This window comes from Phormidesmis sp. 146-33, assembly GCF_052939515.1.
The window spans coordinates 11513-37612 of sequence record NZ_JBJPHU010000065.1 but is presented as its reverse complement, the minus strand read 5'-3'; the positions used below and the strand labels follow the sequence as shown (position 1 = coordinate 37612).

18 protein-coding genes and 1 tRNA gene are annotated in these 26100 nt (G+C 47.8%); 12 read left to right on the top strand and 7 right to left on the bottom strand.

Annotation, left to right across the window (positions count from 1 at the left end; translation table 11 throughout):
- Positions 1 to 60: 60 nt before the first annotated feature.
- Positions 61 to 777: a response regulator gene (locus tag ACJ2PR_RS22630; protein WP_446878649.1), complete on the bottom strand. Its 717-nt coding sequence runs from the start codon at positions 775 to 777 to the stop codon at positions 61 to 63.
- Between the two features lie 164 nt (positions 778 to 941).
- Here ACJ2PR_RS22630 and ACJ2PR_RS22625 point away from each other — a divergent pair.
- From ACJ2PR_RS22625 to ACJ2PR_RS22610, 4 genes are all read left to right on the top strand, one after another.
- Positions 942 to 1018 (top strand) — tRNA-Met (locus ACJ2PR_RS22625).
- A 220-nt stretch (positions 1019 to 1238) separates the two neighbouring features.
- Positions 1239 to 2864 carry a slr1306 family protein gene (locus ACJ2PR_RS22620; protein ID WP_446878648.1) on the top strand — a complete coding sequence of 542 codons (1626 nt, stop codon included), beginning with the start codon at positions 1239 to 1241 and terminating at the stop codon, positions 2862 to 2864.
- Positions 2865 to 2889: 25 nt separating this feature from the next.
- A complete protein-coding gene (locus tag ACJ2PR_RS22615) occupies positions 2890 to 3483 on the top strand; it encodes a Uma2 family endonuclease (protein ID WP_446878647.1) in 594 nt (197 codons plus the stop codon).
- 341 nt (positions 3484 to 3824) lie between these two features.
- Positions 3825 to 6488 (top strand): GUN4 domain-containing protein, encoded by a 2664-nt coding sequence (locus tag ACJ2PR_RS22610; RefSeq protein ID WP_446878646.1) that lies wholly within the window; start codon positions 3825 to 3827, stop codon positions 6486 to 6488.
- Positions 6489 to 6584: 96 nt separating this feature from the next.
- On the opposite strand, the gene ACJ2PR_RS22605 is transcribed toward ACJ2PR_RS22610, so the two are convergent.
- On the bottom strand, positions 6585 to 6884 hold the full coding sequence (locus ACJ2PR_RS22605) for a type II toxin-antitoxin system RelE/ParE family toxin (protein ID WP_446878645.1): 300 nt from the start codon (positions 6882 to 6884) through the stop codon (positions 6585 to 6587).
- Complete coding sequence (locus ACJ2PR_RS22600; RefSeq protein WP_446878644.1) at positions 6871 to 7167, bottom strand: hypothetical protein; 297 nt, start codon at positions 7165 to 7167, stop codon at positions 6871 to 6873. The genes ACJ2PR_RS22605 and ACJ2PR_RS22600 overlap by 14 nt, the downstream gene beginning before the upstream one ends.
- On the opposite strand from ACJ2PR_RS22600, the gene ACJ2PR_RS22595 reads away from it, so the two are divergent.
- Positions 7159 to 7386 carry a hypothetical protein gene (locus tag ACJ2PR_RS22595; protein WP_446878643.1) on the top strand — a complete coding sequence of 76 codons (228 nt, stop codon included), beginning with the start codon at positions 7159 to 7161 and terminating at the stop codon, positions 7384 to 7386. The genes ACJ2PR_RS22600 and ACJ2PR_RS22595 overlap by 9 nt on opposite strands.
- 323 nt (positions 7387 to 7709) lie before the next feature.
- On the opposite strand, the gene ACJ2PR_RS22590 is transcribed toward ACJ2PR_RS22595, so the two are convergent.
- Positions 7710 to 8753 carry a hemerythrin domain-containing protein gene (locus ACJ2PR_RS22590; RefSeq protein WP_446878642.1) on the bottom strand — a complete coding sequence of 348 codons (1044 nt, stop codon included), beginning with the start codon at positions 8751 to 8753 and terminating at the stop codon, positions 7710 to 7712.
- A gap of 230 nt (positions 8754 to 8983) precedes the next feature.
- On the opposite strand from ACJ2PR_RS22590, the gene crtO reads away from it, so the two are divergent.
- The 3 genes from crtO to ACJ2PR_RS22575 all read left to right on the top strand — a co-directional run bounded on the left by crtO (position 8984) and on the right by ACJ2PR_RS22575 (position 13513).
- Complete coding sequence (gene crtO, locus ACJ2PR_RS22585) at positions 8984 to 10669, top strand: beta-carotene ketolase CrtO (RefSeq protein WP_446878641.1); 1686 nt, start codon at positions 8984 to 8986, stop codon at positions 10667 to 10669.
- Positions 10670 to 10774: 105 nt separating this feature from the next.
- On the top strand, positions 10775 to 11908 hold the full coding sequence (locus ACJ2PR_RS22580; protein ID WP_446878640.1) for a saccharopine dehydrogenase family protein: 1134 nt from the start codon (positions 10775 to 10777) through the stop codon (positions 11906 to 11908).
- Positions 11909 to 12355: 447 nt separating this feature from the next.
- Positions 12356 to 13513 (top strand): baeRF3 domain-containing protein, encoded by a 1158-nt coding sequence (locus ACJ2PR_RS22575; protein WP_446878639.1) that lies wholly within the window; start codon positions 12356 to 12358, stop codon positions 13511 to 13513.
- A gap of 606 nt (positions 13514 to 14119) precedes the next feature.
- Here the strand turns inward: ACJ2PR_RS22575 and ACJ2PR_RS22570 are convergent.
- The 3 genes from ACJ2PR_RS22570 to ACJ2PR_RS22560 all read right to left on the bottom strand — a co-directional run bounded on the left by ACJ2PR_RS22570 (position 14120) and on the right by ACJ2PR_RS22560 (position 18212).
- Positions 14120 to 15388 carry a cation:proton antiporter gene (locus ACJ2PR_RS22570; RefSeq protein ID WP_446878638.1) on the bottom strand — a complete coding sequence of 423 codons (1269 nt, stop codon included), beginning with the start codon at positions 15386 to 15388 and terminating at the stop codon, positions 14120 to 14122.
- Between the two features lie 140 nt (positions 15389 to 15528).
- Positions 15529 to 16896: a glycolate oxidase subunit GlcF gene (gene glcF, locus ACJ2PR_RS22565; protein ID WP_446878637.1), complete on the bottom strand. Its 1368-nt coding sequence runs from the start codon at positions 16894 to 16896 to the stop codon at positions 15529 to 15531.
- Between the two features lie 14 nt (positions 16897 to 16910).
- Positions 16911 to 18212, bottom strand: coding sequence for an FAD-binding oxidoreductase (locus ACJ2PR_RS22560; RefSeq protein ID WP_446878636.1), 1302 nt, complete (start codon positions 18210 to 18212; stop codon positions 16911 to 16913).
- A gap of 249 nt (positions 18213 to 18461) precedes the next feature.
- Between ACJ2PR_RS22560 and ACJ2PR_RS22555 the strand changes: the two genes are divergently transcribed.
- From ACJ2PR_RS22555 to cas1, 4 genes are all read left to right on the top strand, one after another.
- Complete coding sequence (locus ACJ2PR_RS22555) at positions 18462 to 21773, top strand: PAS domain S-box protein (RefSeq protein ID WP_446878635.1); 3312 nt, start codon at positions 18462 to 18464, stop codon at positions 21771 to 21773.
- Between the two features lie 3 nt (positions 21774 to 21776).
- Entirely contained in the window at positions 21777 to 22928 is a 1152-nt protein-coding gene (locus ACJ2PR_RS22550; protein ID WP_446878634.1) for a hybrid sensor histidine kinase/response regulator, read from the top strand.
- Entirely contained in the window at positions 22906 to 23664 is a 759-nt protein-coding gene (locus tag ACJ2PR_RS22545) for a response regulator transcription factor (RefSeq protein ID WP_446878633.1), read from the top strand. The genes ACJ2PR_RS22550 and ACJ2PR_RS22545 overlap by 23 nt, the downstream gene beginning before the upstream one ends.
- A gap of 181 nt (positions 23665 to 23845) precedes the next feature.
- Positions 23846 to 25933 (top strand): CRISPR-associated endonuclease Cas1, encoded by a 2088-nt coding sequence (gene cas1 / locus ACJ2PR_RS22540; RefSeq protein ID WP_446878632.1) that lies wholly within the window; start codon positions 23846 to 23848, stop codon positions 25931 to 25933.
- Positions 25934 to 26100 lie beyond the last annotated feature (167 nt).

Here is a 26100-nt window from a genome sequence, read left to right as displayed (position 1 = left end):
ATGAGGGATGAGGGATGAGGGATGAGGGATGAGGGATGAGGGATGAGGGATGAAGGTCTTTTAGGGAGAGCCGTTAAGGGCTGAATCCTCGAATTTGTAGCCGACCCCGATCACGGTTTTGACAAAGGTGGGATTGGCGGGATCGGGTTCGATTTTTTTGCGTAGGCGGGCAACGTGGGTATCGACAACGCGCTCATCTCCAAAAAAATTGTCGCCCCACAGCTTGTCGATTAGTTGCGTCCGATTCCACACGCGGCCGGGGTAGCTCATAAACGTGGACAGCAGATCAAATTCGAGGGTGGTCAGATCGAGGGGTTCTGATTGGTCGTTGAGGTGGCGGGTGGCCGATCGCTGATCCAAGTCAACCATAAAGCTGGCGGTGCGATAGTTTTGGGTTTGTCCGCCCTGACGCAGCGTTCTTCTGAGAAGCGCCCGGACGCGGGCCACCAACTCTTTGGGGCTAAAGGGTTTGACCATATAGTCGTCTGCCCCAGTCGAAAGCCCAATGATGCGATCGAGTTCTTCGCCTCGTGCGGTCAACATCAGAATATACGGATCTTTGCTGCCCGGTTTTTGCCGAATTCGAGCGCAGACTTCTAGACCGTCTAACGCAGGAATCATCAAATCGAGAATAATCAGATCGGGCTTTTGGTCTTGAAAGATCTGAAGGGCCGTCAATCCATCGCGGCAGGTGCGACACGAGAAGCCTTCTTTTTCGAGATAAAGCTGAATCAGTTGGGCGATTTCGGCTTCATCTTCAACAATCAGAATATCCATGCGGGTTATCAGGGGTAGAGATCGAGCAAGCTGTTTGAGATGACGGCTTCAGGCTGGCATTTGAGCCTCTTTCATACTGCCTTGCTAATGGAGATTCATCCAATTTTGAAAATAAGTTTGTCAAATCACAACAATAGCTGCTACATTAGATGAGTTGGAAATAACGCGGGGTAGAGCAGTCTGGTAGCTCGTCGGGCTCATAACCCGAAGGTCCATGGTTCAAATCCATGCCCCGCCACCAAATAAAACGAAAAGCCTTGGTTCTAGAAAGTTCCAGGGCTTTTTGCTATCTATTTGCTATCTATAATTACCCTGAACCCACAAAAGCAATTCTTTCATCCCTCCTCGCGCAGCGGAACGAAGTTCTCCCTCATCCTCTTGAAGGGCCTGTGTGCCAGGTTTGGTTCAGGGGCGAAAGTTTGTTCTATCCTGGAAGTCAGTAGTCTGAAAGTTTGCCTGATATGACGGTTCAGTTGCAGCGATCGCTGATTTTAGGTGGTGTCGGTTTGGCTCTGTTGACCTGGTTGCTAGAAAGCCTGAGTAGCATGGGCGACTGGACACCTGCGATCGTGTTGGGCAGTGGAATTGCCTGGTTGTTTCTCAAGTTTCAGTCTAGTTTGACGACTGTCTCTAAAGCAGCAGTTCCCATGAATTTGACAACGGTAAAAACGGCCCTATCAGAAGCCGAAGGGGTGGTCAATCAACTAGCCTCTGAAGTGCAGGATTTGACGATCGACGGTAGCGCCCAACAATTGTCAGAGTTGCGATCGCAGATTCATCAAATTGCGGCTGATTTGCATCGCGATCAGATTCGGTTGGCGGTGATGGGCGGTAAGTCGGTGGGCAAAACCACGCTGACCCAGTTATTAAAAGCGCATTGGGCGGCTAACCTTTCGCAACTGACGCTCGAAGACACACCGGAACTGTTTTCCGCAGAGGGCATCATTGCCGAACAGACTGCCTGGAAGCGGGCCCGATCGGCTGACCTGATCTTATTCATCACCAATGGCGATTTAACAGCAACTGAGTTTCAGGCAATGCAAAAACTGGCAGCCGCTCACAAGCGCATCATTCTAGTTTTTAATAAACAAGATCAGTATTTGCCCGAAGAACAGCAGGCAATTTTGCATCAACTCAGACAGCGATCGCAGGGAATGTTGAGTGAGTTAGATGTAGTCGCGATCGCAACTTGCCCACAACCTGTCAAAGTCCGGCGACACGAATCAGATGGCACGATTAATGAATGGCTTGAGCAGCGCGGATTTCAAATTGCACCTCTGGTCGATCGGCTTAATGAGATTCTATTACACGAAGGTCAACAGCTTGTATTAGCGAGTTCGCTTGGCAATGCAAAAGAGTTGAGAACTGAAGCCAAAAAAGCTTTGAATCAGGTACGGCGCGATCGGGCTTTACCTGTAATTGATCAGTCCCAATGGATAGTAGCGACGACCACGTTTGCGAATCCTTTTCCCGCATTGGATCTGCTGGCGACGGCGGCAATCAATGTGCAAATGGTGATGGATTTAGGCAGTTTATATCAACAAAAATTCTCCCTCTCTCAGGCAAAAACCGTGGCGAGTACAATGGCGGGCCTGATGATGAAATTGGGATTGGTGGAAGTTTCGACGCAGGCGATCGCGGCCATTCTCAAAACCAATATGGTGACTTATGTGGCGGGGGGCTTGATGCAGGGAGTGAGTGCGGCTTATTTAACCCGACTGGCTGGCTTGACGCTAATTGAATACTTTGAGGGCGAAGCGGCGGGGGAACCTGTGAAGCGCGACCCCTTTGGGGTCACTCAGAGAGATCGTCTCCAACAAGTTCTAGAAACCGTCTTTCAGCAAAATCAGAGAATTTCATTCTTACAGATGTTTGTCAAGCAGGCGGTCGATCGACTTAAACCTTCTACACCAACGCAACCTCCTGCCCCTGTACAACAATTTGATGCTTTACCCAAACCACAAGAAGAACCATTGCAATTGGGTGTCAAGTTAGTGAGTGAACCTGAGCAAGCAGAAAACATTCCTCTAGAGTTACCCGTTGCTCCGCTAGAGTTACCCGTTGCTGAAGAAGTTCTATTGTCTTAATTACGATGTTAGGTCGGAGGCCAAAGTGAATCTAGAACTAGAGCAAGCGCAAGCAGTTAAAGAGCAACGATTCCTCCTGTCTAATGTGACATGGGAGCAGTACGAAACGCTGCGATCGCTCCTTGATGAGAGTCATTCTGGCTTACACATGTTTTATTTGCAGGGAAATCTTGAACTATTTATGCCGTCTGATGAACATGAAGGGGTCAAAAAAACGCTTGCTCGATTGCTAGAGCTTTATGTATTAGAGGTCAATCTTCGAGTCTATGGTCTAGGGTCTACAACCTATCGTAAACAAGCAAAAGAACGAGGACTAGAACCTGATGAATGTTACTGCATTGGTTCTATAAAGGAAGTCCCTGATATTGCGATCGAAGTCATCATCACCAGCGGTTTGCTGGATAAGTTAGAGATTTATCGTGGGCTAGAAGTGCCTGAAGTGTGGGTATGGCGCAAAGGTAATCTTATAATTCATCGTCTGCGAGAAGACCAGTATGAGCAGATTTCTCAAAGTGAGTTTCTTCCAGAGTTAGATTTGGAACTGCTGACTCAATGTGTAATGATTCCTGATCAACACGACGCGGTGATGGCTTTTCGGGATGCGCTGCGGAGTCAATAAGCTCTCTTGACAAAGCTTGTGCGATCGGGTGAATTCAAAGTGAGCGTCTGCCAATCGAATAAGACGGACTGCCAATCGAATGGGACGGGCTGACAATCGAATGAGCGCGAATGACAATCGAATAAGACGGACTGCCAATCGAATCGGACGGGCTGACAATCGAATCGGACGGGCTGACAATTGAGTTGGATACGCTCACAATCGAATGGGAGAGACTGAACATCAAATTAGCGTGTGATTCCTTAAATCCTGCTTTCGCCACAATATAAAAAGACACAGGTTAGTATGAGAAGCGACCCCTTGCGGGTATCTCAAGGAGATCGCCTTCGGTAGAAAAAGCCATGTCTGAAGAATCGTCCTCAGCAAAAACGTCGTCTGAGTCAAAGTCGCCTAATCGATCGGAGCAGGTTGCAGATATTATTCTTAAAGCGATCGTGGCGGGGGGTGGCGCGAATGCGCTGTGGTCGTTTTTTAGAGAGAGCGATCTGCCCAAGGCGATGATTTCGGCGGCTTTTGCGTTAGGGGCGGGGTATGTGGTGAAGCTGATGCAACCTGTCCACAAGCGGGCTGAAGAAGGGTTGGATCAGATGGGCAATGCAGCCGTCAGGAAAAGCGAAAGCGTTTTTAGTCAAGCGTCTGGATTTGAGAAAAAGTATCTTGAAGCGCTCAAAGCCTACTGCGATAAGTTAAAGATTGAAGGGGTGAAGGGCTACTTAAAGCCTTTGCCGTTAGAGAAAGTTTTTGTGCCCGTTCGATTGAATTCTGACCCCACAAAGGCGTTTCAGGTTGACCGCATCAAAAGCATTTGGGATCTGTTGCCAAACGTCGATCGTCTAGAAAGTCAGGTTTGTCGATTGGCGATCGTGGCTGATCCGGGTTATGGCAAGACGACGCTGACGCGATTTCTGACTCTCAACTATGCAAACACATCTTATCGAGAACATCGTGCCCAAAGGTTGATTCCGGTGTTGTTGTTGCTGCGGTCAATTTACACCCAAATTCAAGATGAACGATCGCCTACATTACCCGATTTGATCACTGATCAAGTTCGACGATTGCCGCTATGTGAGGAGTTGAGAACGTCGAGTCAGTGGTTCAAAGAGCAATTGCAGCAGGGAAAGTGTCTGATCATGCTGGATGGCTTGGATGAGGTGCCCGATGGTCAGCGCGAGAAGGTGAGCCGATGGGCAAATTGGCAAATGCAAAACTACCCGACACCGTTGATTCTCACATCTCGACCCCACGGCTATGACAGCACGTTGTTTGACGGAATGCGGCAGGTCGGGATTCGTGATTTTAATCGAGAACAGAAATCAGATTTTATTCACAAGTGGTATCACGCTCGTGAGGAAGACTATTGGCAGCCTGCTCTAGAGCGAAGTCAAACGCAAGTAGAATCGAAACGACTAGATCGCCATCAAGTTGAGGCGCAAACTGAGTCGGACGCTCAAGAAAGTGCGATCGCGCTGATCAATCAACTCGCCCAAAATCCAGCGCTCAATGAGTTGGCTAACAATCCGCTTTTGGTGACGATCATTGCGATTACGCATCAGGTGTCGATTGCACTTCCGACTCGTCGAGTCACGCTTTATCAAGAGATTTTCAAAACGCTGTTAGAGATTCGTCCCAACCGACGGGAAACTCAGCTAACCCTCAAATCTGCTGAAGACAATCAAGCGGTGCTGCAAATTTTGGCAGTAAATCTGACCCAGCAGAATGTGACGCAGTTTACCCCAACTCAAGCCGCGCAGTGGATTCAAGTCAAGTTGTCTGAGCTAGGGCCGGATGGGACGCTCACGACTAAGAAGTTTTTGCAAGAAATTCAAGACATTGCGGGGCTGTTGGCGGGTGGCGAAAGCAATCTCTATCAGTTCACGCACAAAACTTTTCAGGAGTATCTAGCTGCGGTTGAACTCAGCCAGCAAAATCAGGAGGCAGTGTTGATCGAGCAGTTTCACAATCCCGATTGGAAGGAAGTCATTTGCTTCTATGCGGCGTTGCAGGGTGCGACAAAGTTTGTTCAAGTTGCATTAGAAAGTCGCACTGAATATGGATTGATTTTGGCACGACGAATGATCGTTGTGGAAAATAGCAAAGCTGATGCAGCACTGCGAAACCAATTATCTGAAGCATTGGCAAAGGCAAACTTAACGGACGAACTCAGGGCAAAAGTGCGACTCGAAGAACGGTTTCGTAGATTAATTGTGATCGACGACAAAACCCAAATCGATCCCAATTACATCACTTGTGGCGAGTATCAACTCTTTCTCACAGCACAAACCACCGGACAATTTCACTCACAAGCAATGATCCTGCAACTCCCCATGTGGCAAAGCGATGCAGTAAATCAACCCGTAACAGGTATCAGTTGGCAAGATGCACGGTGGTTTTGTGCATGGTCATCAACCTATGCACCTCTGCGATCAAGCGATACGGTGTATGACTACCGCTTACCAACTGTTGAGGAATTGCAAAGAGCGCCCGATCACAACAACTTGATTTCTCATACAAATTCCCTTGATCGCCCAGGTAATGCTCTGCGAGTGGTACGGACTGTCATACCTGAGCGCTATCGATCGCTGCAAAACTATCTCTCAAACGGACGGTGGGAGGAAGCTGATCAAGAAACATTCGATGTAATGCTAGAAGTTGCAAAGCAGAAAGAGAAAGGATATCTGAATAAAGAAGACATTCGGAGATTTCCTTGTAACGACATCTACATCATTGATCAGTTATGGGTAAAATTCAGTGGCGGACGATTTGGATTTAGCGTGCAAAAGCAAATTTATATTGAGACGGGTAATACACCAGATGGTCAGTATCACAAAGGCAGTTGGGAAAAGTTCTGCAATCAAGTCGGATGGATGCAAAACCAAGAGTACGTTGAAGCAACTCCTGATACCTCTGCTTTGGAGGCACACTTGCCTGCCGGAGGTAGAGTAGTTTGGGTAAGTGGGGGAGTAAAGATGGGCATCTTCTCTCGTATAGAGGCTTGTGATCTGTAGCACGAGCTAATCTTAGCATTTCCTGAAGTGTTGTTACAGCGCTATCTTCTACAACAACATTAGCGTTTCACGAATCTGATACTTAGCATCAATAACTTATGTCGGAAATAGCTGCTCTCCAAATTCTCGACGATCGTCCAAAATACGAACAACTTCGATCCCCTCTTGTACGACTCGATAGAAGATGTAGTGTCTCCCCATATGATATCGGTAGTAGCCTGGTCGAATGTCATCTCGTCGATTCCCCAGTCCTGGCATTCCAGCGAGACGATCGAACGTCTTATCAAGAAGCGTGGCATACTTCTCAAACTGATTGACTCCCCACTTATCCAGCGTAAAGCTCAAAATGTCTCGATAATCTTGCTCTGCCTGGATGGTTAGCTTATATTGCGGCATTGTCTCTTACTTGTCCGCGCTGTTGATGCTCCAATGACACTTCAGCTTTAATTTCATCTAGCGTTTGTTTGCTAAACTCTTGTCGATCGGCTTGCTCTGCCCCAATTGCCACCTCTCGACGCATCCAATCAATCAACTCAGGCGACTCATCCTCAGCACTCAACGTCAGCTTTTGTTCTAACGCTGTTTCGATCAGATCAGACAGTGTAACTTCGGGATGCTTCTGCAAATATTGCTCAATTTGGGTTGCCAGATGATCTGAGATTTCAATGGTTTGTCTCATGATGGAACGTCGATCGCTGAACGCCAATCTCATTGTAGAAGAACGCCGATTCATAGAGTAAGCAAAACTTGCACCCAAAGTCTGGCTCCAATTTTAGGCAGTGAAGCGATCGTTCTCGAAATCTTGAATCATCAACGCAAAATCAGCGATCGTCAAGCCAACGAACTCGCCGCCTTTTTTCACATCTCACCTCAATTGCTGCATTTAGACAAACCGTAGCTATTAATCGTTAAACATCAATCCCATTTTAGAAGAACGTCGAGTTGAATAATTTCTACGACGTATGATTGTGAGGAACTTTGAGCCAGAACGCTTGCTTGAAATTCTCCTAAAATTAGCAGCTTGGGGGCAGAAGATTTAAACATCCAAGCGAAAGAGCTTCATCGAACGCGAGCAAGACTAGCCACAAATAACCCAATAAAAAAGGAGAGCCATTTTTGACCCTCCTTGAGTTCGCTATCCCGAAAGTTATTGTGAGAAATAGTTAGACTCTGAATAGTTCAAATCGAGTGCAGAGTGCAAGTCATTTCTAATTCATCGTCCTACTTCATCGAAGAAGACATTTCATCTTGAATGCGGCTCTTAGCAGCTTTAAACTGAGTGGCGAGTTGCTCGCTTTCGTCGCTGCTGAAGTTGTCGCGGATCGCCCCAAAATAGGTGCTTTCTTCTTGGCGAACGTGATCCATCACAATGTCTTTTAGGCGATTGACAGCGTTTAGGAATTCATCAGAAGCAGGATTCATCGATCGAATCTGATCCATCAACACCTTCATCTCAGCTTGCTCATCATAGAGTTCCTTGAGGTCGGCTTCAGGATATCTGCCACGCACCGCAGGGTAGGCAACTTCCTCTTCAGCGCGAGAGTGGGCATTGAGATCTTTGTAGATCTGACCAAAGTATTCCTGACGTTTCTGAGGATCTTTGGTTTGGTTGATCTCCATGAACAAAGTGTTGACTTTTTGGTGATCCATCCGGATCACATCCTGAAGGTTCATATCAGACTTGTCAGAGGTTTGAGTCACGACACTACCCGCAACGCCTGTCAGAGCCGCAACCGCATCTTGAACCCGTGCCCAAAGACCTTGATCGGCTTCTTGCCCAGTGAGTTCACGAACGCCTAACACTTCTAGAACACCTTTAAGTTGCTCTTGGTGAGCGCGTTCTTCAAAGTTGACGGTATTGAGGGGAGTGATCGCAGCTTCTACGTCAGCACCCACTTTTTGAGCCGCTTTGTGAACCACCAGACCACTCATCACCACTTGATGCTTGAGCAATTCATGTTGGAAGACTTTTTCGTAAATGGTGAGTTCAGAACCCGACATCAACTCATCAAGCTTGCTGATCATTTGAGTGATCGCGTCTTTAGGTTCAGACTTAACGCCATATTGAATGATGACGGTTTCAAGAATGCCTAAGTTTTTTTGATCATCTTTCAGCATGTCTCTAAAGCGATCGACAATATCTTGATCGCTAACTGCCGAAATAAACTTTTGTTCATTAGAGATCAATAGCTCCAACAGCGCTTTCATATCGGCGAGTTTCATCCCGATCGCCATGCGCTTGGTATCATCAAGGGTCATTACCATTTTTCATTCTCCAATTAATTGATAGAGGATCGGCATTGCGTTCAGATATAACCATCGCGCAGACGGGCGATCGATTCATCCTTCTCACGACTGAAGGGAAAAGTTACTCAGGATACGCAATAATCTGACTGGAGGAGTAGGGGAGGAATGAGGGATGAGGGATGAGGGATGAGGAAGTATTTCTAGTCTTTAGTCTCTGGTCTTGAGAAGCAATAGGAGGGAGCGATCGTATGTATGACGTGATTATCATTGGGGCGGGACACAACGGGCTGGTCTGCGGGGCTTATTTGTTGAAGGCAGGATATAAAGTGTTGCTGCTAGAAAAGCGATCGGTGCCCGGAGGAGCCGCCACAACCGAAGCAGTCATTCCTGAAACGCCGGAGTTTAAATTTAATTTATGTGCGATCGACCATGAGTTTATTCACCTCGGCCCGGTTGTGCAGGAATTAGAACTGGAAAAGTATGGATTGGAATATCTATTTTGCGATCCGGTTGTGTTTTGTCCGCATCCCGATGGTAAGTATTTTTTGGCGCATCAATCGGTCGAGAAAACCTGTGCAGAAATTGCGCGATATAGCGATCGCGATGCTCAAAAATATGCAGAATTTACAAGCTATTGGCAACGGGCAGTGAATGCAATGGTGCCGATGTTTAATGCACCGCCCAAATCAGTCATTGATATTCTCGGCAACTACGATATTCCTAAAATCAAGGATTTGTTGTCCGTTGTAGGATCGTCAAATAAGGTGCTGGATTTTGTTCGCAATATGTTGACGAGCGCCGAAGATATTCTCAATGAATGGTTTGATGAGGAGATTGTCAAAGCGCCCCTGGCTCGATTGGCCTGTGAATTGGGTGCGCCTCCTTCTCAAAAGAATTTAGCGATCGGGGCGATGATGATGGCGATGCGACACCATCCTGGAATGGCACGGCCCAAAGGTGGAACAGGCGCACTGGTGCAGGCGTTGGTCAAGTTGGTCAAAAGTTTGGGGGGCGAAATTCTCACCGATCAAAAGGTCAAACAGGTTCTCGTTGATGATGGTCGTGCGGTTGGCGTTCGCATGTCTAATGGGCAGGAATATCGTTCTACAAAAGGCGTAATTTCTAATATCGATGCGAAGCGATTGTTTCTAAATCTCATGGATCACAGTGATGTCGATGCGGCTTCTCCGGAATTGCGCGAGCGATTAGAGCGGCGAATCGTTAATAACAACGAAACCATTCTCAAAATTGATTGCGCGTTATCAGAGCCTTTGAGATTTGAGCGTTACAATCACCGTGACGACTATACGATCGGTTCTATTCTCATTGCTGATTCCGTTAAACATGTCGAGATTGCTCACACGGAACCCGCGATCGGTCGAATTCCTGATGCCGATCCCTCGATGTATGTTGTTCAGCCGACGATGCTCGACCCGACAATGGCACCCGACGGCCAGCACACTTTGTGGATCGAATTCTTTGCCCCCTACCAAATTGAAGGCGCAGAAGGAACTGGACTCAATGGCACAGGTTGGACAGATGATTTGAAGAATAAAGTGGCCGATCGCTGTCTCGATAAACTGGCTGAATACGCGCCAAATTTGAAGAAAGCCACGATCGCTCGTCGAGTCGAAAGTCCCGCAGAGTTAGGCGAACGGTTGGGCGCACTCAAAGGAAATTACTATCACATTGATATGACGCTTGATCAAATGGTGTTTTTCCGTCCGTTGCCAGAATTGGCCAACTATAAGACTCCGATCGACGCACTGTTTCTCACAGGAGCCGGAACCCATCCCGGTGGCTCGATTTCAGGAATGCCAGGACGCAATTGTGCGAGAGTTTTTATTCATGCTCAACAGCCGATCGTGCAAACATTACGAGATGCAACAGAATCCTTGAAATCTACCTTTGGCTCCGTGTTAAAGCAGAAGTAGTGGCTCAAAATCGGGGAAAATAATTGAGGGCAGCAGCATTCCTGACTCGCCAGAGAGCATTTTGCGAAACTCTCTCATCTAAAAAATTGTGAACCGGACGATCGCATGACAGACCAAGTTTTAATTCTCGGTGGCAGTGGACGAGTGGGCAGTAAAGTTGCAGCCGATTTGTTGGCGCACACCCAGGCGCAGGTGACGATCGCCGGACGCAATCTCACAAAAGGCGAACACAAAAGCGAATTGTTGGGCGATCGAGTACGATTTCTCACGGTCGATCTCGCCGATCAAACCACCTTGCAAAAAGCGATTTCTGCTGTCAATGTGGTCGTCCACTGTGCGGGCCCATTTCACTATCGCGATGCCACTGTGTTGAGGCTGTGTATTGAACATGGAGTCAGCTATGTTGATGTTAGCGATCATCCTTCCTTTACGCGCAAAGCTCTCGAATATCGCACTCAGGCCGAAGCCGCTGGAGTCACCGCCGTGATCAATACGGGCATCTTTCCAGGCATCTCCAATAGTATGGTGCGGCAGGGCGTTGAGCAGTTAGATGAGGCAGAAACGATTCATCTCAGCTATGTGGTCTCTGGGTCTGGTGGGGCAGGCGTGACGGTGATGAGAACGACTTTTTTGGGGCTACAGCGACCCTTTGAGGCCTGGATGAATGGCGAATGGCGGTCGGTCAAACCCTACAGCGATCGCGAAGTCGTCGAGTTTCCTGAACCCTATGGAAAAATTGGCGTTTACTGGTTTGATATGCCAGAAGCTTTTACATTACCGGATACTTTTTCCGTCAAAACAGTGATTACCAAGTTTGCGACGGTGCCCCGCTTCTACAATTATCTGACCTGGAGTGTAGCGCGCTGGTGGCATCCAAGCTGGCTACGCAATTCAGCCGTGATTGAATTTTTGTCCTATGTCAGCCACTTTATGACCGATGTCACCGATCGCTTTAGCGGCATTGGCGTAGCGATTCGTTCAGAAGTGATTGGCACTAAAAATGGTCAGCCGACTCGCTGTTATTCGACATTGACCCATTCTGATACCGCGATCGCCGCAGGAGTCGGCACCGGAACCGTCGTGGAATTGTTGCTATCTGGGCAGTTAAAAAAACCGGGCGTATGGGCGATCGAGCAAGCGTTATCGACCGACTTGTTTGAACAAGTCATGCAGAGTCGAGGCATTACAATTCAGCATCGAATTGAAGAAGAGGGACAAGGCCTGGGCGCTGGCGAATAGAATTCGCGCCTAAAAGAACGAAGTCCGCCTTCGCAGACTAGCTCCAGCCAGGGGTTTGTTAATGCCGCGACGGTGGATTTTGTTTTTATAGCTGCGGTTTTAACCGCCAAGCAAAAAGTTTCGTCAGTCAATTAACGTCAGTTCGATGAACGCTTCGCTTCGGTTTTAGATCCAGGAACGCCCCCTAAATCCCCCACGAGTGAGGGACTTTGAACCAGAATTCCTCTCTGAAAGTCCCCCAAAATTGGGGGGTTGGGGGGCAGAAGCCGTGAACAACGAAGCGAAAAAACTCTCATCGAATTCACGTTCAATTAGGCTTCTAGACGATCGGGCTGCTTCTCTACCTTTGTTTTCTACCATTGGGCAGGGGCTTCGGCTTAAAAAGATTTTTACGATTTTTGTGTGAGTAATTCACATTTATCTCTCGTTAATTTTCACCCTAATCATATGAGCTTTCTTTCGATCGAAGAACTGAAAGAACTTGTCGAACAGCCGCAAGGATTATGTGTGTCAATCTACATGCCGACTGTGCAGCTTGGTTCAGAAACTCAGCAAAACACTCTCCGTTTTAAGAACCTAATTCGACAGGCAGAAGCAGAATTAGAAAAATATGGATTGCGCCCGACTGATGCAGGTCAACTTCTTCAGCCCGCGATCGCGTTGGATAACGATGAATTTTGGCAGAATCAAAACGCAGGTTTAGCTTTGTTTATTGCAGAGAGATTTTTCCGTTATTATCGCGTGCCGATCAACCTGATAGAACTGGTCATCGTGAGCGATCGCTTTCATCTCAAGCCATTAATTCCCCTGTTGAGTGGAGACGATCGCTTTTATATTCTCACCCTGGGTCAGCGCGACGTGCGTCTTGTGGAGGGCAACCGCTACGGCATTACTCGTGAAATTGAAATCGAAGGCTTGCCCAAGCACATGGATGAAGCGTTGCAGTATGACGAGACGGCCAAAGATGAACAGCGGCGACAGGGCGGTGGTGCAGGTCGTGCAGCCTTACAAGGTGGTGGCTCATATCACGGACAGGGAGGCGAGCGCGAAAACGTCAAGGAAGATCTGCTGCAATATTTTCACCTGGTTGATAGAGCGCTGCACGACTTTTTTCGCAATCGGCGATCGCCTCTTGTTTTAGCAGGTGTTAACTATTTGCTGCCCATTTATCACGAAGCAAACACCTACAATTTCATTGTTGAAGAAGGAATCCAACACAATACAAAGCAGCAAACCCCCCAAGAACTTCATGCAGAAGCTTGGGCGATCGTAGAGCCGCAGTTTGAAACAGACCAGCAAAAAGCGATCGATTACTATCATGAGTCGATCGCGGCTGGCAAAGGATCAAACAATTTAGATGAAGTGATTCAAGGCGCGTTTTATGGTCGTGTAGAACAGCTTTTCGTTCCGGTGGGTGTGCAAAGATGGGGACATTTTGATCCTGATTCAATGGAGCTTGAAATGCACAACGATGCTCAGCCTGGCGATGAAGATCTGCTCAATGCAGCCGCGATTCAAACCATTTTTCATGGCGGAACGGTCTACGCGGTCGAACCGGAAAAAGTGCCCGATGATGCCCCTGTCGCGGCAGTCTTTCGCTACTAATTGCCCTTGATTTAACGTGAATTTGATAGATTTCTGCGCTCCGGTTGTCGCTCCAAGTTTCCCTTTGTATCTTAAGAGTGTGGGTATCTTAAGAGTGTGGCAGACCGATTCCCGCTAATATCACTTTGATCTTCCATTGCCACAGATTCTCTACCCTCTGCCTACGGCTTCCCCCCTCATACCCACTTATAAAGGTGGGATTCTCTAGCTCCCCGCCTTACTAGGCTACCGTGTAGACACAAGTCGTTGTCGCTTCGTTTCAGTCGGCTTCAGCCCCCTAAATCCCCCATTCTGGGGGACTTTGACAAAGGAAAGATTTCCAAAGTTCAAAGCCAGGACGACAACTCAAAGTCCCCCAGCTTTGGGGGATTTAGGGGGCGAAGGATCTCAGCAAGGACATTGAACCGGAAATCTTGTCTGAAAGTTTCCCCAGAATTCGAGGGTTGGGGGGCAGAGGTTCTCAACAACACAGGGGGAAATTCACCATCAAATTCACAACTAACAATTAACTTCACAATTAACAATCAAATTCACAATTAACACGTTGAATTGGATGTTGTATTAATTTAAGTTGAGCGGCTGTTTGGGTTCATCTTTGTATAATTTTTATGCCCCTTCTACATCTCTTTCATGTTGTGCAGGATCTTCTTCTAGTGTGGTATTCCCTTCGACGTTGCGTTCGTACCACTTCATGAGAGGCGTTGCGGTCACACCGTGCAAGATCACCGAAAGAACGATCGTAATAAACGTAATCCAGGCAATGCGTTCTCCGGTATCACCTTTTAGTCCAGAGCCGAGTGCATACGCGAGATAGTAAATCGAACCAACGCCGCGAATGCCAAACCAGCCATAGAGCCAGCGAGTAGCCGGGTGACCAGGAAGGGCGATCGTACTCAGCCAGGCACCCACCGGACGAATCACCAAAAAGAGCGCCCCTGCCACGATAAAAGCATCTCCCGCAAAGCGCAGCATTGGTTCAACACGCAACAGAGAACCCAGCAGAAGAATCGTCCCAATTTCTGATAGTTTTTCGAGACGCTCGATGAAGTGTAGTTGTGAAATGGATTTATCAAGATCGCGACGGCGGCGCATCGTCACACCCGCGACAAAGACGGCTAAAAAACCGTAGCCATTAATAATTTCGGTGAGCGAGTAGCTGATTAAAACGATACTTAATGCGACGAAATCCTCCATCAACTCATCCACTGTTTGCACTCGTTGCAGCTTGTGATCGACCCATCGAATCACTCTAGCAACCAGGTAGCCCATGACCAATCCGGCAAAGATCGCCCAAAGCAAATCGATCGCCACCCATTCTTTAAACCAGTTGTCCCAGTTAGGGTCTTTGAGCGATCGCAGTCCAAAATAGACAAACGGAAAGGCCAGCGCGTCGTTGAGTCCGCCTTCAGACGTGAGACCAAATCTGAGTTCGTCGCGATCGTTTGGGTCATCCAATTGCACTTCAGACGCGAGAACCGGATCAGTTGGGGCTAAGATTGCACCCAAGAGAATCGCTGGCCCCCAATCCATTTTGAGAACCCAGTGACCGATCGCTGCCAACGCAAAAATCGAGATGGGCATCAAAAATCCAATTAGTCGAGCGGTCGAATTCCACGCCCAAAGCCGCAAGGGGCGATTCATTTTCAGGCCGCAGCTAAACAGAGAAATCAATACTACAAATTCAGCAACTCGTTCTAAAAATTCTGTCTCCGGGCGAATTTGAATCAGATTAAATCCATAGGGACTGAGAACAATTCCAACAATGAGATAGATGAGTGCATAGGAGAGCGGCAAACGAGCAATCCACCCCGACCCCAGCGTCACCATCAACAGCAATAACCCAATTACCAGGAGTTCAAGGATATAAATGCTCACGACCAAAGTTTCTACAGGAATGTGCTTCAACTGTAGAAGGTTGATTTCTCAAAACCTACTTATCTTGTGAGAGATTTATTTCTTAATAAGATCTATCTGTGGAGGCATCCATTTTTTATGACTCGTTATCACTCATGAATTTAATCCTTTGGTAACTGAATACCCCGAATCGAGTAGTCCAACAACTGCATTGGATGTAAAACAGGGATTGTTTTGTGTTGTAGTTCTAAATGTTTGGTGATTTGTACATAGCAACCGATGTTGGCCGACGCGATAATTTGCGCTTTGGTATTGGTCAAGTTCTCAACTTTTTGGCGACCCAACTCTTCGGCTACGTCAGGTTGGAGAATGTTGTATACCCCTGCACTTCCACAACAGAGCGCAGCATCGATCGGTTCTCTCAATTGCACACCGGGAATTTGTTTTAATAATTGGCGAGGTTGCAGACTGATCTTTTGTCCGTGCAGCATATGACAGGCATCTTGATAAACCATCACTAATGGCTTGTCTTGAAGCGGAGAAAGTTTGGCCGTCAGCCCCACCTCTGCGAGAAATTCTTGAACATCTTTGACTTTGCTGACAAATTCTTTAGCCGTTTGGGAATAGTTTGGGTCGTCTTGCAAAATGTGGGCGTATTCTTTGAGCGTGTGACCGCAGCCCGACGCATTGATCACGATCGCATCTACACCCGTGTTAGCAAAACTGTCGATCATCTGACGAGCAAAGACTTTCGCCTGATCTTCTTGCCCCTGGTGATGAGACAGCGCCCCACAACACCCTTGAGATTTGGGCACGACAATTTCGCAGCCGTTTGCTGTCAACACTCTCACCGTCGCATCATTGACATCTGGGTTAAATAATCGCTGCACACAGCCCAACAGCATCCCGACTCGATAGCGCTTTTCTCCGTCAGCGGGAATAAAGGTCGGAATCGTATCCACAAACGCCTGGGGCGCGATCTTAGGCAACATCGACTCCATCGCCGCCAACTGAGGTGAAATCTGCTTGAGAAAACCGAGCGATCGCACCATTTTTTGCAGACCCGATTTTTGATACAGCCCCAACGGTCGCAACAAGACCCGCATTCGCTGAGGATAGGGAAACACCGAGAAAATCAGTTGTCTCAAAAGCTTTTCGGGAAGGGGGCGATCGTGGTTGCGTTCGACTTGAGGACGGGTAGCCGCAATCAATTTGTCGTATTGCACGCCCGATGGGCAGGTCGTCACACAAGCCAGACAGCCCAAACACGAGTCAAAATGCTGCACCGTTGCCGGAGAAAGCGGAATTTCACCTTCATTCACGCCATCCATCAGATAAATCCGACCTCTCGGCGAATCGGTTTCTTTGCCAATCACGCGATAGCTCGGACAGGTCGATAAGCAAAATCCACAGTGAACACAGCTATCGATCAGGGTAGGATCAGGCGGCTGATTGGGGTCAAAGCCTAGAAATCTTGCGGCCGTCGATTCAGAGGATTCAGAATTTGTGGAGGGTTCAAACGTTTGCATTCTAATTCTATTTTTCAAATACCGCCTACAAAACGGTGAGGACTTAAGCGTGCCGAAGGGTCAAATTGCTGCTTGATTTTTTTCATCACCTCGATCGCACTACCCGAATAGCCCCAAACCTCCATCTGCTGTTTGAACGCGATCGGCGCTTGCAGAAGAGACAAATAGCCACCCGCAGCTTCACAGATCGATCGTACCTCCAAAATTTGCGTCGATCGGGTCACGGCACTGTCTAACACCAAAAAGCCGATTCCACTTCCGGCATGAATCAGGGCAATTGCACTATTTAACTTTTCCTCGATTTGACTGAGAACAGCGACCGCTTCAGATGGTCTGACTCCTATTTTGCAGGCGATCGTGTCGGACTGGGCAGCCATAGGCATTTGTTGAGCTAATCGTTGCCATAGAATGGCTTCTGCTGACTCAGCGTAAAGGGTCGTAGACAATCCCAAGGCGGTGGCTAACGCTACCATCTGCGCGGCTTGCTGTTTGACACTGGCACCAATGCTCTGAAACCGGACGGCTAACCCCACGTCTGAACCCAGTTCTAAAGTTTTCATGGTCTGACTGGAGAGCAGGTCGATCGCGGACGGCTCTAACGCAGAGTTGATCAGGGTTTGGGTTGCTTGAGCAACTTTGTCTCTGTCGCCCGCCAATACCACGGTCTGAGAGGCTTCTGGAATCGGATACACGCGAAACGTCACCTGCGTCAAGATGCCCAACGTTCCATAAGATCCAGTCAGCAGCTTCATCAAGTCATAGCCTGCTACATTCTTGACGACTCGCCCGCCCGCTTTGACGATCTGCCCATCACTGCGAACAAACGAAACGCCCAAAAGCATGTCTCTCACACTGTTGTAGCGATGTCGTAGAGAGCCTGTGTCAGCCGTCGCGATGATGCCTCCCAATGTGGCGCGATCGGGATAACTGGGGTCGATCGCCAAAAATTGTCCCGCCTTAGCCAACACAGTTTGTAAGTCTGAAAAGCACAAACCTGCCTCGGCCGTCACGGTCAAATCCCCGATCGCATGGTCGATGACTCGATTGAGCCGTTGAGTGCTGACCACCAAATTCACGCCTTGTACTAGTCCGCCCCAGCCCAATTTACTCCCACCACCACAGGGCAAGACTCGCCAGCCATTTTCGGCCGCACAGGTTATGACAGCCGCCAATTCTGTTGAGTTGTGGGGATAGACGACATAGGCGATCGTACTTCCCGGAGCCGCTTGAGAAAGGGATGATCGCTGCGTCGCCTCCAGACTGTCCCAGGGACAAACACCAGCTTCTCCGACCAGATTTTTTAGAACGGCTTCCATCAGTAAATTTGTGAGGGGCTTAATCAAAAGTTTTTGAGCAACCGATAAACCATAGAGAGAACTACATAGCCAGAAGAGAAAAGTAGCTAAGTGACAATACCGTTGCAGATCCCATTATGCAGGGAACACTACCCTTGAACTTCAAAGAGTTGCGGAAAATCCTTAATATTCGGGGACAGCCGACCGGGACAGCCGACCGGAAATTCAAAGCCAAGTCCTAATGTCTTCACGAACCCTGCCGACGAGATCATGCAATTGCCCGATTCGCCACCATTCACCGCCTTGCAGCAAGCGATCGACCAGTGGATTGAGACGGCTTCTTTCCCCGATTCGCAGGTGCAGCAGGTGCGATCGTATCTAGCAGAAATTGGAAGCACGATCGCCCAGTTGCAGGCAGAAATTAGCCAATCCAAACCCGCACTCCAGGAAAGTGAGGAACGATATCGCCGGATTATTGAAACCGCCACTGAGGGAATTTGGGTTTTAGATACAGCAGAAAAAACCAGCTTTGCGAATGGCAGACTCGCTCAGATGTTGGGCTACAGCGTCGAAGAAATGCTGGGTAAGTCGCTGTTTGACTTTATGGATGCAGAAGGACAAGCGATCGCGGCCCAGTGTTTGGATCGTCTGCGTCAGGGTGATCAGGGACAGCACGACTGTAAGTTTCTCTGCAAAAATGGGGCTGATTTGTGGGCGATCGTCTCTGCCACACCCATCTTTACCCAGGGCACCTACAAAGGCGTATTGGCGATGATCACCGACATTACCGAACGCAGACGCACACGCGCCAATTTAGAACAATCGCTCTGTTTACTACAAACCACTTTAGAAGCCACAGCCGACGGAATTTTAGCGATCGACATCTCCGGCAATATTCTCAACTTTAACCACAAATTTTCTGAGCAGTGGGGGCTAGTCGAATCGTTAGATAGTGAGCAAGAACTATTAGAAAAAGCGATCGACCAGTTGCAAAATTCCCATGTTTTTTTACATCAATTAAAAGCAGAATTTGAGCAGCCCAATCTCGAAAGTCAAATTATTTTAGAACTCAAAGATGGTCGAGTGTTTGAGCGCTATTCAAAACCTCAGCGACTGGACGATCAGATCATTGGGCGAGTTATTAGCTGCCGAGATATCACAGAAGCAAAACGGGCAGAAATCGCACTAGCAGAACGAGAAAAACTGCTGCGAACCGTCGTCACCAATACGCCAACGATTTTATATGCCCTCGATCGTAACGGCATTTTTACCCTTTCTGAAGGCAAAGGTCTGAGTGCAATTCGGCGCAAGTCAGGCGAAGTCGTCGGGCGATCTATGTTTGAATTATACCAAGACCATCCAGAGTTGTTAACAGCAGCGCAACAAGTGCTGGCGGGGTCTGAGGGTAGTCTGACGATCGAGGTTAACGGCGTAATTTATGACACTCGCGCAACGCCACTGAGAGACAAACAAGATCAGGTTGTGGGCTTAATTGGAGTCGCTACCGATATCACTGCACAGAAAAGAGCCGAATCAGTTTTACGCAACGCTAAAGAAAGACTTGAAATTCGAGTAGAAGAACGGACTGTAGAACTCCGAAGCACCAATGAGCAGCTACAGCAAGAAATCGCTCAACGCAAACAAATTGAACAAAGTCTACGAGAAAGCCAAATCTGTCTACGATTGCTAAATAGCATCACAACTGGAATCACAGCAGGATTGTCAGTCGAGCAAGTCATTGAATCAACCATTCAACAAATTGGCCGCTACTTTAAGACACTGCGCGTTTTGTATGGGGTGATCGATGATGGATTGCTCACAGCCGTCCACTCGGTACAGCCAGAAACGATGCCGACCTTGCAGGGAATGGTCGAAGACTTATCTCAGGCACCCACTTATCTAGAAATTATCGATCGCCGTCAGCCGATCATCATTCAAGATGTCACTCAGGAGGCGTTTTTGTCCCCGATCGCCGCTTCGATGGTGGCCCGTAAGGCTTGCGCCATTCTCTCTGTCCCGGTGCAACACTCTAATCAAAAATTAGGGCTACTCTGCTTTAATGCCCCCGAACCTCGTGAATGGAGTGATTATGAAGTGGCGACGCTGATGGAGATTGCAGATTATTTGTCGATCGTCCTACAAGAAGCCCAAGCCCAACAAGAACGCCAGCGCGCAGAAGACCGATTGCGACTTTTAGAATCTGTAGTCGTCAATGGCAATGATTCGGTGATTATTACAGACGCAAATTCTGACAATCCCAAAATCATTTATACGAATGCTGCATTTACCGCTTCGACAGGCTACAGCGCCGAAGAAGTGTTAGGAAAAACGCCGCGCATTCTACAAGGGCCCAAAAGTAATCGAGTCCAGTTAGACAAAATTCGTCACGCTCTTAATCACGGCAAACCTATTCAAATCGAACTGCTCAACTACCGCAAAGACGGCTCTGAATTTTGGGTAGATTTGAACATTGTCCCGATCGTTGATCTCGCCGGAAACCTGACTCACTACGTCGCCCTACAACGAGATATCACCGATCGTAAATGGGCCGAAAAAGCCTTACTCGCCACTCAAGCTCGCTTCAAATATCTGCTTTCTTCTAATCCCTCGGTTATCTATACTTGTCAACCCAATCGCAATCGACCCTGCACTTTTGTTAGCGAAAATGTCATCCAACAACTTGGCTATGAAGTGTGGCAATATCTCAAAGATCCGCACTTTTGGATCGATCGCATTCACCCCGACAATCTGCCCAATGTGTTAACCAAAATGTCTCAACTCTTTGTCACAGAGCAAGTCAGTTGTGAATATCAGTTTTTGCACCAAGATGGGTCTTATCGGTGGCTACGAGATGGAATGAAACTACTGCGCGATCGCCAGGGGCATCCGGTTGAAATCATTGGGTCAGTCGTTGACATTACCGATCGCAAACGAGCCGAAAATCAAATTCGAGAATCGCTACAAGAAAAAGAAGTGATGCTCAAAGAAATTCACCATCGCGTTAAAAACAATCTGCAAGTTATCTCTAGTTTGCTCAAACTACAAGCCGGGTACATTAAAGACGATCGTATTCTAGAAGTTTTTAAGGAAAGCCAAAATCGAGTGCGGGCAATGGCCTTAATTCATGAAAAGTTGTATCAATCAGAGGATTTAGCAAAAACAGATTTCGCAGAATATATTCGGAGTCTAGTGAATGATTTATTTCGATCTTATTCCATTAGTTCACGAGCCGTTTCTCTCAATCTCACTGTTGAAGATGTTCGGCTGAGTATTGACACCGCGATCCCTTGTGGTCTGATTATTAATGAACTCGTTTCTAACTCCTTGAAATACGCTTTTTCTACTGAGAAGTTTGGTCAAATTAGTATTGCGCTCTCTGCGGAAACAAACGATCGCTATCTTCTAGTCGTGCAGGATGACGGGTCTGGGTTGCCCTCTGATATCGACTTTCGTAAAACAAAATCATTAGGATTACAATTAGTCTGTAATTTAACCAGACAGCTTCAAGGCACCCTTGATTTAGACCGAGAAAATGGCTCTACCTTCAAAATTAACTTTACCGATCAAAAACAAAAATTTTAGCCCATGCCAGCCGCTCAGATCCTGATTGTAGAAGACGAAAGCATCATTGCTTTAGATATTCAAAGCAGCTTGCTCAATGCAGGTTATGAAGTGGTGGCGATCGCGACCTGTGCGGTTGAGGCGTTAGAAAATGTTGCTCAATTTCAGCCTGATCTGGTGCTGATGGATATTCGGCTGCGCGGCGAAATAGATGGCGTAGAAACGGCTGAGAAAATCCGTCAAACTTTCCATCTTCCTGTTGTGTATCTAACGGCTCACGCGGACGAAAACACCCTCAGTCGCGCAAAAATTACAGAACCCTTTGGCTATATTCTCAAACCCTTTGAAGACCGAGAATTGATCACCACGATCGAGATTGCGCTCTCCCGTCACAAAGCCGAAACCGCAATTCAAGCTTCTCTCGACAAAGAACGAGAAGTGCATGAACTCAAATCGAGATTTGTCTCCGTTGTCTCTCACGAATTTCGTAATCCATTAAACGCAATTCTCTTTTCGACCGAGCTTTTAGAGCGCTACGGAGACCAATTAACGGATGCCAAAAAAACAACTTACCTTCAGCGCATTCAACTTTCAGTCAGGCGTATGAATCAGCTACTTAACGAAGTTTTGCTCGTTGGAGAAACCGAAGCAGGCAAACTGCAATACAAGCCAAAACCGATCGATTTAATCCAATTTTGTCAGGACTTAATCGAAGAATTAAAACTGTCACAAGTAAAGCCTTGCATAATTCAATTTGAGTATAAAGGCATTTCAATTAATCCATCAGAAAATGATATTCAACTCCCTTACTTAGACGAGAAACTGTTACAACACATCCTGACTAATCTGCTTTCAAATGCAGTTAAGTATTCTCCACAAGGTGAAAGTATCTTAATTGATTTAATCTGTAATCAAGAGAATGCAATTTTCCGTATTCAAGACCACGGTATTGGTATTCCAGAAAGTGACCAGGCACAATTGTTTAACTCCTTTCACCGCGCCAGTAATGTACATGGCATTCCGGGTACTGGGTTAGGGTTATCGATCGTCAAACAGTGCGTTGACTTACACGGCGGCACGATTGAAGTCGTCAGCGAAGTCGAAAAAGGCACCACTTTTACAGTCACACTGCCGTTGAGGATGCAGGCAAGCAATGAAAACAATTTTAGTCATTGAAGACGAACAAACGGTTCGAGAATCAATTTTAGATTTATTAGAAGCTGAGGGCTTTCGAGGCATTGGTGGAGAGAATGGAAATGTGGGGGTTAATCTTGCTCGTGAGCATCATCCTGATCTGATTTTGTGCGATGTGCAGATGCCCGATTTAGACGGTTATTCTGTTTTGACGCATTTGCGAAAATCTCCCGAAACGGCTGGGATTCCCTTTATTTTTCTGACCGCCAGAAGCACCAAGTCTGATATTCGATACGGCATGGAGTTGGGGGCGGATGACTATCTCACCAAGCCTTGTACTGCAACTGAGCTTTTGGGGGCGATTTCAGGACGATTAGCCAAACAATCTGCACTACTCAAACGCTTTAGTAGACAAGCGATCGCGAGACAGCAAGCCAGCGATCGATCTCGTCCCGACGTGTCTCAAACTTCCGCATCGGAGCAAAATTCTGGCACTCGCGATGGTCTACTCAACCACTTTTATCAAGAGCTACGAAACCCTTTGTCAAACATCAATATGGCGCTCTACTTATTAAAAACGCCTCCCTTGACGACTGCACCAGAGGAAACGATCGAGACGGTTCAGCGAGAATATGGGCGTGAATTGGCCATTCTTCAGCAAGTATACAAGCTGCAAGATTCCTTAATTCCAGAAAGTGCCCAACTGCTGCAATGCTGCAATTTAGCCGATCTGTTTGAGACCGAAGTAGACGAGCCAAACAGAGAGGCCCCTGCCTGATCTAGCCAACTGGAGTCAAGGCGTTTGATTTGATGGCATAAATAGGGCGAAGTGAAGAGACGATAAACGATACTCATTTAAATCCTGAATACAACACAGAACCGAGAATCCTGCAAATGAGGTAGGGGCAATCTCTAGACCGAAGCATTTGTAGCGAATCTTTGAATTGATATGAGACGTGATGGCTTTTTATGATCGCTTTCTCAGCTTTGAGAACTTTCGGATTGCCTGGGAGGACGTTGCAGAAAATCGGGGCTGTGCAGGTGTGGATGGGGAAACGATCGAGCATTTCGCCCTTAGAGCAGAGCAATCGATCGGTGTTCTTCAACAAGCTGTTGCTCACGGAACCTATCGCCCGTTGCCTCTGCGACAAATCTTGATTCCCAAAAAATCGGGGGGACTCAGAGAACTTGGCGTGCCAACGGTTCGAGATCGTATTGTGCAGCAAGCGCTTCTGAATGTGCTGCATCCTCTGCTCGAACCTCAGTTTGAGTCGTGTAGTTTTGCCTATCGCCCCGGACGATCGCATCTGGCGGCAGTGAGGCAGGTGATCCAGTGGCGCGATCGCGACCACACCTGGGTTTTGGATGCAGACATTGTGAATTATTTTGGCGAAATCTCGCACGATCGCTTGTTGGCAGAAGTGCGAGAACGGTTGGATGAGCCGAAGTTTTTAACGCTAATTGAGTCTTGGATTACGGCTCCTGTTTTGACGAGTGCAGGGTTAGTGATGCGGCAAAAAGGCATTCCCCAAGGTGCGGTGGTTTCGCCCATTCTTGCCAATGTGTATTTGGATGATTTGGATGAACAATTGACGGAACTGGGGCTAAAAGTGGTTCGCTTTGTGGATGATTTTTTGGTGATGGCGCGCACAGAGCGGCGAATCATTGAGGCCAAGCAAGAGGTTGCTGATTTGCTCAGTGCAATGAAGCTGAAATTGCATCCAGAAAAGACGCAAGTGACTAATTTCGATCGCGGCTTTCGGTTTTTGGGACATGCGTTTGCCAAAACGGTGGTCGTGCAGATCAAAAAGCCTGCCCAAACTCAGAACCTGACTAGGGCAAAAGATGACGGACTACGGCTGGTTCATGCTGATCCGATGATTCGACCGACCCAGATGCAGTTGGCCATGGTTGAGGCGCTGAAGTCCGCGCAGACTCCGATCCCGCCGCCGTTGTTTGTGGTGCTGGGCTATCAGGTGCGAGATCAGGGTGCCGTGTCGATCGCTTCGGATGAAACTACTTGGAAAATTGATATGGCAACGCTTTATCTAGTTCAACAGGGAACGGTGATGAGTCGCGAACAGGAGTGCTTTGTGGTGCAGCCGCCCAAAGAGCCGAAACTTGAAATTCCGATTCGAGAAGTTGAGCGAATTTTGGTGTTTGGCAATATTCAACTGACGACGGCTGTGATTTCGACCTGTCTGGAGTTGAAGATCCCTGTGGTGTTTCTGACGCAATTGGGAGACTACAAGGGGCATTTGTGGAGTGCAGAATCTGCCAATCTCACGCTGGAGACGGCGCAGTTTGAGCGTCAGAAAGATCAGGCGTTTCGGCTGGCGATCGCGAAATCGATTGTGCAAGGGAAACTCTGGAACTCTAAGCAAGGGCTGCTACGGCTAAATCGAAAGCGGCAATTTCCAGAAGTCGTGACTGCGATCGCTCGACTTGATGAATTGCGGGAATCGGTGGGACGGTTGGATGATGCGGCTTCGATCGATCAGGTGCGGGGATATGAGGGAGCGGGGGCGGCGCAGTATTTTTCAGCGCTGAGTAAGCTGATTGTCAATCCAGGGTTTACGTTTACGGAGCGCAATTTTCATCCGCCCAAAGATCCGATGAATGCGCTGCTGAGTTTTGGCTATACGCTGCTGCTCAACAATGTGTTTAGTTTGCTGCTGGCGGAGGGGCTGAATCCGTATTTGGGCAATTTGCATGGTATGGAGCGGCAACGGGCGGATTTGGCGTTTGATCTGATGGAGGAGTTTCGGTCTCCCATTGTGGATACGTTGGTGATGAAGCTAGTAAATCAGAAGATTCTCAGTCCGACTGATTTTACTTATCCCAAGGTGGGGGGTGGCATTTATTTGGAGAATGCGGCGCGGCGAACGTTTTTGAAGCATTTTGAGGCGCGGATTTGTGAAACGGTGTCTCATCCCGATGTGCAAACGTCTGTGTCTTATCGACGGGTGATTCAGCTTCAGGTGAAGCGGTATGTGAAGGCTCTGCTGGGGAGTTCTGGTTATGAGGCGTTTCGGAGAGTAATTTGATGTCAGCTCGATGAACGCTTCGCTTCGCTTTTAGATTCAGGAACGCCCCCTAAATCCCCCACGAGTGAGGGACTTTGAACCAGAATTCCTCTCTGAAAGTCCCCCAAAATTGGGGGGTTGGGGGGCAGAAGCCGTGAACAACGAAGCGAAAAACTCTCATCGAATTC